The sequence below is a fragment of the Priestia sp. KCTC 13724 genome (assembly GCF_056820425.1).
In genome coordinates, this window is record NZ_JBXDLD010000050.1 from 1 (window position 1) to 9,094 (window position 9,094).

9 protein-coding genes are annotated in these 9,094 nt (G+C 36.5%); 8 read left to right on the forward strand and 1 reads right to left on the reverse strand.

The genetic code is table 11. The annotated features are described in order from the left end of the window. Window positions 1–313 precede the first annotated feature (313 nt). Window positions 314–478, forward strand: coding sequence for a Spo0E family sporulation regulatory protein-aspartic acid phosphatase (locus AC1UFB_RS07295; RefSeq protein WP_100348049.1), 165 nt, complete (start codon window positions 314–316; stop codon window positions 476–478). Window positions 479–655: 177 nt separating this feature from the next. Here AC1UFB_RS07295 and yhfH read toward each other — a convergent pair whose 3' ends face one another. After that, on the reverse strand, window positions 656–787 hold the full coding sequence (yhfH, locus tag AC1UFB_RS07300; protein ID WP_064484053.1) for a protein YhfH: 132 nt from the start codon (window positions 785–787) through the stop codon (window positions 656–658). Window positions 788–1,008: 221 nt separating this feature from the next. Between yhfH and AC1UFB_RS07305 the strand changes: the two genes are divergently transcribed. The 7 genes from AC1UFB_RS07305 (at window position 1,009) to AC1UFB_RS07335 (ending at window position 8,758) form a co-directional block, all read left to right on the forward strand. After that, window positions 1,009–1,743, forward strand: coding sequence for an MBL fold metallo-hydrolase (locus AC1UFB_RS07305; protein ID WP_025907640.1), 735 nt, complete (start codon window positions 1,009–1,011; stop codon window positions 1,741–1,743). Window positions 1,744–1,758: 15 nt separating this feature from the next. Next, on the forward strand, window positions 1,759–2,748 hold the full coding sequence (gene lplA, locus AC1UFB_RS07310) for a lipoate--protein ligase (RefSeq protein ID WP_025907641.1): 990 nt from the start codon (window positions 1,759–1,761) through the stop codon (window positions 2,746–2,748). A gap of 258 nt (window positions 2,749–3,006) precedes the next feature. Then, window positions 3,007–4,545 (forward strand): fatty acid--CoA ligase family protein, encoded by a 1,539-nt coding sequence (locus AC1UFB_RS07315; RefSeq protein ID WP_100348047.1) that lies wholly within the window; start codon window positions 3,007–3,009, stop codon window positions 4,543–4,545. 37 nt (window positions 4,546–4,582) lie between these two features. Further along, entirely contained in the window at window positions 4,583–5,359 is a 777-nt protein-coding gene (locus tag AC1UFB_RS07320; RefSeq protein WP_100348046.1) for an enoyl-CoA hydratase-related protein, read from the forward strand. Between the two features lie 182 nt (window positions 5,360–5,541). Beyond that, window positions 5,542–6,801 (forward strand): M48 family metallopeptidase, encoded by a 1,260-nt coding sequence (locus AC1UFB_RS07325; RefSeq protein WP_100348045.1) that lies wholly within the window; start codon window positions 5,542–5,544, stop codon window positions 6,799–6,801. A gap of 398 nt (window positions 6,802–7,199) precedes the next feature. Next, the gene (aceA, locus tag AC1UFB_RS07330; protein WP_025907645.1) at window positions 7,200–8,480 is read left to right on the forward strand and encodes an isocitrate lyase; all 1,281 of its coding nucleotides are present in this window, start codon (window positions 7,200–7,202) and stop codon (window positions 8,478–8,480) included. A gap of 116 nt (window positions 8,481–8,596) precedes the next feature. Beyond that, on the forward strand, window positions 8,597–8,758 hold the full coding sequence (locus tag AC1UFB_RS07335) for a hypothetical protein (protein ID WP_156413461.1): 162 nt from the start codon (window positions 8,597–8,599) through the stop codon (window positions 8,756–8,758). The last annotated feature ends 336 nt before the right edge of the window (window positions 8,759–9,094 follow it).

The window sequence follows — 9,094 nt, forward strand, 5'->3', positions numbered from 1 at the left end:
CAAAAGAATAGAAAAGTAATTAATTTTCGACTAAATCATGACTCATACCGAAGGTATGAATAATTCAGGTATAAATATTCTCTTTTCATAGAAAAGCGATAACATATATGTTAGCCATCTAGTTAAAAGGCAGGGGCTAAAGCATCAAATTTCCTGTTTTTAGATAAAAAAAAGGAGAGAGAATAAAAAATCGCTCTCCTTTTTTGGATTAGCCTAATATTATGGCATTTATTACAAAAAAACTATGAATTTATGCGGGTGTTAATGATATTATGAAGTAGTTGAAATTTAACCTAGGGGATGAAGTAACTGGATGAAACTATCTCAGTTAGAAAAGGAGATTCGTGCTTTACAAGATATTATGTACCGCTTGGCAAAGGAAACGAATGAGTACTCTTATGGCACGATTCTAAAAGTTAGCCAGGAGTTAGATAAAAAAATTTTTTTGTATCAAAAATTGAAGAATTCATGTGATTAAATGAATAGTTTTCTTTCTCTGTAAGCAAAATGAGTATGCGCGGCTCAACTAAAATTGCTTAAATACGTTAGAAAAAGGTCTTTATTTGTTTGATAATTGAAAAGAGTAGCATAAATACTGAAGGTTACGTCAAAAAGGCTCTGTTTTATAACAGAGCCTTTTTGACGTAACCGCTTACTATTTCATAACATCTACACAGTTATCGCATTTATTTCCATAGCATTCATGCTGCTCTTCAATCTCTTGACCGCATTCTAAGCACTTTTTAGTTGGTAATTTTTTGAAAAAATCAGACATTTTTTCTAACATCTCCATCGCCTCCGTTTGTTTGTTATTAACATTGTATTATAACAGTTTTATTTTGGCAACTGTGTTTTAGAACAAAAATAGCCCTTTTTTATAAAAAAATGTAATTTGTTATATAACAGTTAGTTATCTGTCAATTCTTGTTCCATCCTTTTTTGTTTAGATTTTAAATGGACCTGGGGTATACTAGGGCTAAAGGCATTCAGAAAGGGAGGACAACTTGGATGAAAGTAACAGTTGTTGGTTTTTGGGGTGGATACCCTGGCGTGTCAGAAGCAACCTCTAGTTATTTATTTGAACATGATGGCTATAAGTTGTTAGTGGATTGTGGAAGTGGAGCACTTGGACAGTTGCAAAAGTACGTAGCTCCACAAGAACTTGACGCAGTTATTTTATCTCACTATCATCATGATCATGTTGCTGATATTGGCGTACTTCAATATGCTCGATTAATTCAATCTTACTTAGGAAATGATGTGAAAGAATTACCTATTTATGGACATACATACGATCAAGCAGCGTTTGAAAAGCTGACACATTCTGGCATTACAAAAGGGGTTTCTTATAACCCTAATCAATCGCTAGAAGTTGGACCATTTACCATTACATTTTTACAAACAAAGCATCCTGTGACATGCTATGCGATGCGAATTTCTGCTGGAGATAAAGCTGTCGTGTATACAGCAGATTCTAGCTACATTGATGCGTTCGTGCCTTTTTCACAGCAAGCTGATTTAGTAATCTGTGAATGCAACTTCTATGCTCACCAGAATGGAAGCGGGGCAGGGCATATGACGAGTACCGAAGCAGGGAAGTTAGCACACGGTGCTAACGCGAAAGAACTAATGCTAACGCATCTGCCACACTACGGAGAAGTAGAACAATTAGTAGTAGAAGCAAAAAACGAGTTTACAGGGAACGTTTTTTTAGCAAGTTCAGGATTACAATGGAATAAGTAGGAGGATAAAAGAAAAATGTTATACATTAACAACGGAGATATACATGACCCAAGAATTAATCTAGCAATCGAGGAGTATGCGCTTAAGCATTTAGATATTAACGAAACGTATTTATTATTTTACGTGAATGAACCGTCTATCATTATTGGTAAAAATCAAAATACAATTGAAGAAATCAATACGAAATACGTAGAAGATCAAGGAATTCATGTTGTTCGCCGTTTATCAGGTGGAGGTGCTGTGTACCATGATTTGGGTAACCTCAACTTTAGCTTTATTACGAAAGATGATGGGGAAAGTTTTCATAATTTCAAGAAATTCACGGAGCCTGTTATTGAAGCATTAGCAAAACTGGGAGTAAACGCAGAATTAAGTGGCCGTAATGATATTTTAGCCGAAGGACGTAAAATTTCTGGGAATGCACAGTTTTCAACAAAAGGTCGTATGTTTAGTCATGGAACGCTTTTATTTGATTCTGAAATTGAAAATGTTGTATCTGCGTTGAAAGTAAAAAAAGATAAAATTGAATCCAAAGGTATTAAGTCTATTAGAAGTCGCGTAGCAAATATCAGTGAGTTTTTAACGGATAAAATTACCGTAAATGAATTTAAACAGCTTATCTTACGCTACATTTTTGATGGAGAAGAAAATATTAAAGAATATAAGCTGACTGAAAAAGATTGGGAAAAAATCAACGAAATTTCGAACGAGCGTTATCAAACGTGGGAATGGAATTATGGGAAATCACCAAAATTTAACGTGCAGCATGCTCACCGTTTTCCAGTTGGACAAATTGATGTGCGCTTAGAAGTAAGCAAAGGTACCATTACACAATGTAAAATTTATGGAGACTTCTTTGGAGTAGGAGATGTTAGTGAAGTCGAAGAAAAGTTAACGAACATCCGATACGAAAGGTCGAGTATTGCAGCAGCATTAGAAAATGTTGATGTGAAGCACTATTTTGGGAACGTTGAAAAAGAAGAGTTTATTGATCTTATTTATTAAGAGCGTAAAGCAGGCTAGAAAAGAACTTAATTCTTTTCTAGCCTGTTTTTTATTTATATAGTAAGAAGCTATAAAAAGTAAGAGAACTATAATAGCTGCAGTAATCGTTTGTAATGGAGAAAATTTAAAGTCAGTCTTATCTTTATAAGAGTCTTGTCAACGATAGATAAAAAAAGTATAATATAGTAAGAAAGTTTCCAATATTACGCCTAAATAATGAATGGTTATTCATTCATTATGGCGAGAGGAGGAGAATAATTGAATTTGTCGTTACAGCTTCATACCACTGCGAAGCAGTATCCTGAAAAGATTGCATACGTGTTTTTGGATGAGGAAGTCACTTATGCTGATCTTGATACCTCTATCACTTTATTTGCAAACGGTTTAAAAAGGTTAGGAGTTCAAAAAGGAGACCATATTGCATTATTACTTGGAAACTCACCGCATTTTATTATTGGATTATATGGTGCTTTAAGAGTTGGCGCTACAGTTATTCCGATTAATCCAACCTACACGAAAGGGGAAATCACGTATGTTTTACAGAACAGCGATGCAAAGGTAGCTATTACGCTTGATCTTTTAGTACCTTTGTTGGAAGAAATGAAAGCAGAAATATCTGCGCTTGAGCATTTGGTTGTTTGTGAGAGTAGCCTTCAAGAAGAACACAATTTTCTATCTTCAAATGATATTCATTCGTTTTCATCTATTGTACAACACCAAGACGTTACATATAAATTCCCAACACTTGATGAAGATGACACAGCTTTAATTTTATATACTTCTGGAACAACAGGTAAACCAAAAGGCGCTATGCTTACTCAGAAAAACGTCTATCAAAATGCTAAAGACGTCGCTGATTATTTAAGTATTAATGGCGAAGATCGAGTAGTAGCTGCATTGCCAATGTTTCATGTTTTTTGCTTAACTGTTGCGCTGAATGCCCCGCTGATGAATGGGGGCACAGTTTTAGTGATGCCTAAATTTAGTCCAACTATTTTCTTTCAGCTTGCGGAAGAGAAAAGAGCAACAATTTTTGCTGGTGTGCCAACGATGTATAACTTCCTTTTACAATCGAATAAGGGTGCTCAAGAAAAAGTGAAGACGCTACGTTTATGCATATCTGGGGGAGCATCAATGCCGGTGGCTTTATTAAAAGAATTTGAAAAACAATTCGGAGTGGTTGTTGCCGAAGGATATGGCTTATCAGAAGCATCTCCGGTTACGTGCTTTAATCCGATTGATAAAGAGCGTAAGCCTGGTTCTATTGGAACTTCCATTATGAATGTCGAAAATAAAGTAGTTGATGAAATAGGAAGAGAAGTTCCCGTAGGAGAAGTGGGAGAGTTAATTGTTAAAGGTGCAAACGTCATGAAGGGTTACTATAAGCTGCCGGAGGATACAGCTCATGCACTTCGAGATGGGTGGTTGTATACAGGTGACTTGGCTCGTATGGACCCCGAAGGTTATTTCTATATTGTAGATCGCAAAAAAGATATGATTATTGTAGGTGGATATAACGTGTATCCAAGAGAAGTGGAAGAAGTGTTGTATTCACACCCTAACGTTGTAGAAGTGGCAGTACTTGGTGTTCCAGATCCTGTATTTGGTGAACAAATTAAATGTTACGTTGTAGTTAAAGATGCTGCTGTTAGTGAACAAGACCTACTTGATTACTGTCAACTTCACTTAGCGAAATATAAAATTCCAAGTAGCATTACGTTTTTAGATGAGTTGCCGAAAAATGCTACAGGGAAGATTTTGCGAAAGGCTTTACGAAAAGAGTTATTAGGAAAGTAAATAAAAAAATGAAAGCGATTTCAGAACAGGGGGTACTATGGAATCTATTGTGTATGATAAGGATAAACAAGTCGCCACAGTTATTTTAAATCGTCCGGAAGCGATGAACGCATTTAACTACGACATGCTATGTGAACTAGAGCAGGTGGTAGAAAAAGCTCGTATTGATCCAGATGTGCGAGTGGTGAAGTTTATCGGTGCAGGTGAAAGAGCATTTAGCGTGGGAGCAGATTTAAAAGAAAGAAAAACACTTACTGACCAAGAAGTAAAGCGGAATATTTTTAAAATTGGTGAAGTGTTTTCTAAAATTGAACAGCTTCCACAACCTACGCTTGCCGTCATTAACGGTTATGCTTTTGGTGGAGGAATGGAGTTGGCTTTAGCCTGTGACTTTCGATTTGCTGCAGCGGATGTAGGACTTGGATTAACTGAAACAAGCTTGGGAATTATCCCTGGTGCTGGTGGAACTCAAAGATTGCCTCGCATTGTTGGAGAAACAAAAGCACTTGAGCTAATTCTAACAGCAGAGCGGTTACTAGCACAGGAAGCAGAAAAGGTTGGATTAGTGACAAAGGTTAGTCCACTCTATGAATTAAACGATGTTGTTGACGGTTTTATTAGCCGCATATTAGCAAATGCACCAATTGCTTTGCAACAAGCAAAGTTTGCTATTAAAGAAGGAATGAAAGTAGATTTGCAGACGGGATTGCAAATTGAACGGAAAGCGTATGAGTTAACGATTCCAACAGAAGATCGTATTGAAGCTTTAACAGCTTTTGCAGAGAAAAGAAAGCCTGCCTTTAAAGGAAGATAAATAGAATGAAAGAGAACTGTCGATAGCGGCAGTTCTTTTTCTATGGAAAAGGATAACGGGAAACCTCCCTATATAAAGTAAAAGAACCCAATAATTTTGTTCTAAATTTCAGAATGAAACCTACAATAATAATAGCTGATAACTGTTTGTACACTTTTGGATGGTTTTAAAAGGAGGTTTATATGAAAAAAATTGTACTTGGTTCGTTTACTTTATTTGTTGTATACGCTGTATTAATATGGCTTTATTTATTTCAATGGAGCGATACCTCTATTCCTGATGCGTTAAAAGGGACAAGTGTTGATCCGGCCACTTTTATGAATGAGAGAGAACTTGTATTAGCACAAGAATATTCACAAATAAAAGATTTTTTATTTTTTCTCTCTGTTCCATATGAATGGTTGGGCTTTGTTTTAGTTCTAGTACTGGGATTCTCGCGTAAATTTAGTAAGTGGGCAAAGGACATTACGAAAATGAGTGCTTTGCAAACTGCTATTTACGTATTCTGGCTATCATTGCTTTTACAGGTGTTTACGTTCCCGCTTGATTGGATTAGCTACAAATTATCGATGGCCTATAATATTACAACGCAACCTTTTACAAGCTGGATGAAGGATATGACTATTGACTTTTGGATAAGTCTTATTATGATGTGCTTAATCGTGTTTGTTCTATATACTCTAATTAACAAGTCGCCAAAAAGATGGTGGCTTTATGCATGGCTATTATCAATTCCTTTTACACTATTTATCACATTTATTCAGCCGGTCGTCATCGACCCTTTATATAATGACTTTTATCCGCTGAAGGATAAGCAGTTAGAAGAAAAAATTCTCCACTTAGCAGATGAAGCATCTATTCCTACGGATCATGTATATGAAGTAAATATGTCTGAAAAGACAAATTCAATGAATGCGTATGTAACAGGGATAGGTGCAAACTCAAGGATTGTACTATGGGATACCACTTTAAATAAATTAAGCGATAATGAAATTTTATTTATCATGGCTCATGAAATGGGACACTATGTGAAAAAGCATATCTATTTTGGAATTGCCAGTGCTCTAGTGCTTTCTTTGGTTGGGTTATGGATGACAAAGAAGCTGTCAGACATGATAATGCGTAAGTGGGGGACTAACTTAAAGGTTAAATCATTTCAGGATGTATCATCATTACCTCTAATCTTACTGTTGCTCTCCATTCTTACGTTTGCGGTTAGTCCAGCTACAAACTTATTATCTCGACACCATGAAGTGCAATCAGATACTTATGCTTTAGAGTTAACGGAAGACAAGGAAGCGGCGGTCAAAACGTTTCAAGCACTCAGTCGTTCAGGTCTATCTCAGGTAAACCCTCCGTTTCTTGTGAAAGTATTTCGTTATAGTCATCCAACCATTTTAGAAAGAATTGAGTTTATGGAAGAGCATAATAAAGAAGAATAACTGTTATAAAGAAAGTAAATATAAGTAAAAACCCACTAACAGCAAGGGTTTTAGGTGTGAAACCCTTGCTTATATAGAAAATTCGTAAAAGCAAGGGTTCATCTTTTGAATATACTGTTATATAATAATCATTGTAAAATATTATCTGTTTTATAACAAAGTGATAAGGAGGAGTTGTGACTCTCATAACATGTAAAGTTATAAAAATAGCGGAGCGTTTCATATTACTTAACAAAGAAGCGGATGCATCCCAATATACGCTGAATAAAATCCAACTTTCATTCTTATAACTCTCACACTTATAAAGTTGATGTGTTGTTTCTAACAAGTACATGTAAGCGGATTATTAGCTAGTAAAGAAGTTAAAAAGAAGAGAAAATCGCAAGGGGGATATTAAAGTGAACGATTTAAGAGTAAAGCAATTAGAGGATAGTTGGAAAGATGATGAGCGTTGGAGTGGAATTGAAAGACCATATTCAGCAGAAAAAGTAATTGGTTTAAGAGGCTCGATTGATATTGAACATACATTGGCTAGAAGGGGTGCCAATAAATTTTGGAATTTGCTTCAGACAGAAGACTACATTCATGCATTAGGAGCATTAACTGGAAATCAAGCTGTTCAGCAAGTCAAGGCAGGGTTAAAAGCTATTTATTTAAGCGGCTGGCAGGTAGCGGCAGATGCCAATTTATCCGGCCATATGTATCCTGACCAAAGTTTGTATCCAGCTAATAGTGTTCCGCATGTTGTAAAAAGAATTAATCAAGCGCTCCAACGTGCCGACCAGATTCAACATTTAGAAGGAGAAGGAGAAGTGGATTACTTTGCTCCAATCATTGCGGACGCTGAAGCTGGGTTTGGTGGACAGCTAAACGTTTTTGAATTAATGAAAGGTATGATTGAATCAGGTGCATCTGCTGTTCACTTTGAAGATCAATTATCTTCTGAAAAGAAATGTGGTCATCTTGGAGGAAAAGTTTTACTTCCTACGCAAACGGCAGTTAAAAATTTGATTGCTGCTAGATTAGCTGCAGATGTTATGGGAGTTCCTACTATATTAATTGCTCGTACTGATGCAGATGCTGCAGATTTAATCACAAGCGATATTGATCCGGTTGATAAACAGTTTATTAGAGGAGAGAGGACTGCAGAAGGTTTTTATCGTACAAAAGCTGGTTTGGACCAAGCAATTGCCAGAGGGTTAGCTTATGCACCGTATGCTGATTTAATTTGGTGTGAGACATCTGAGCCTAATTTAGAGCAAGCACAACAGTTCGCGGATGCAATTCATGAAAAGTTCCCTGGTAAAATGTTAGCTTACAATTGTTCACCTTCGTTTAACTGGAAGAAAAAACTTGATGCAAAAACAATTGAAAAGTTTCAAAGCGAAATTGCGAAGATGGGTTACAAGTTTCAATTTGTTACGCTAGCTGGCTTCCATGCGCTTAACCATAGCATGTTTGAGTTGGCTAGAGGATATAAAGATAGAGGTATGGGGGCTTATTCAGAACTGCAAGAGAGAGAGTTTAGTAGCGAAGTAAATGGCTATACGGCAACAAGGCATCAACGAGAGGTAGGCACGGGCTACTTTGATGAAGTTGCTCAGGTTGTATCAGGTGGTACATCATCTACAACAGCACTAAAAGGATCAACGGAAGAAGAGCAGTTTACAAGTAATTAATATTAAGAAGAGACTGAGACATAAGTAGTTCAGCCTCTACTATACCTGAACGATTGAGAGTTCATAACTTTTAATCGTTCAGGTTTTTTGGTTGTGAAAACAATGTTGGAAACAGGGTGGAATGGAGCGTAGGACACTCGACTCCTGCGGGAAAGAGAGGAAAAACTGAGATCCCGCAGCGCAGCGAGGAAGCTCAGGTTCCTCCCCGCGGAAAGCGAGTGACCGTAGCGCAATGGAACGAACGTGTTGAGACAAACCAAAGAGATGGGAACAGCTAGTGTTCGTCTTTTAGAAGCAATCATTTTGTTATGTCCCAAACTCTGTGAGGGGAATTATCCCTTTGATATAATTGAAAATTTAAACTTATTACTTTGGGATTGCCAAGCAGTATTCTATTTGTTATATTAATAAATGTTCTTAACGAACAGATAACAAGTAAGTTAAGAATAAAATGAAAAACAAAAAAGTTGTTGACAACGAGTTGATAACTTGATAAGATAGTAAAGTCGCTTAAGAGCGACGGTTGAACTTTGAAAACTGAACAGAGCGACAAACGTCAACGTTAATTTTTTAAAACTTTTATGAGCAAGTCAAACATTTCTTCGGAGAGTTTG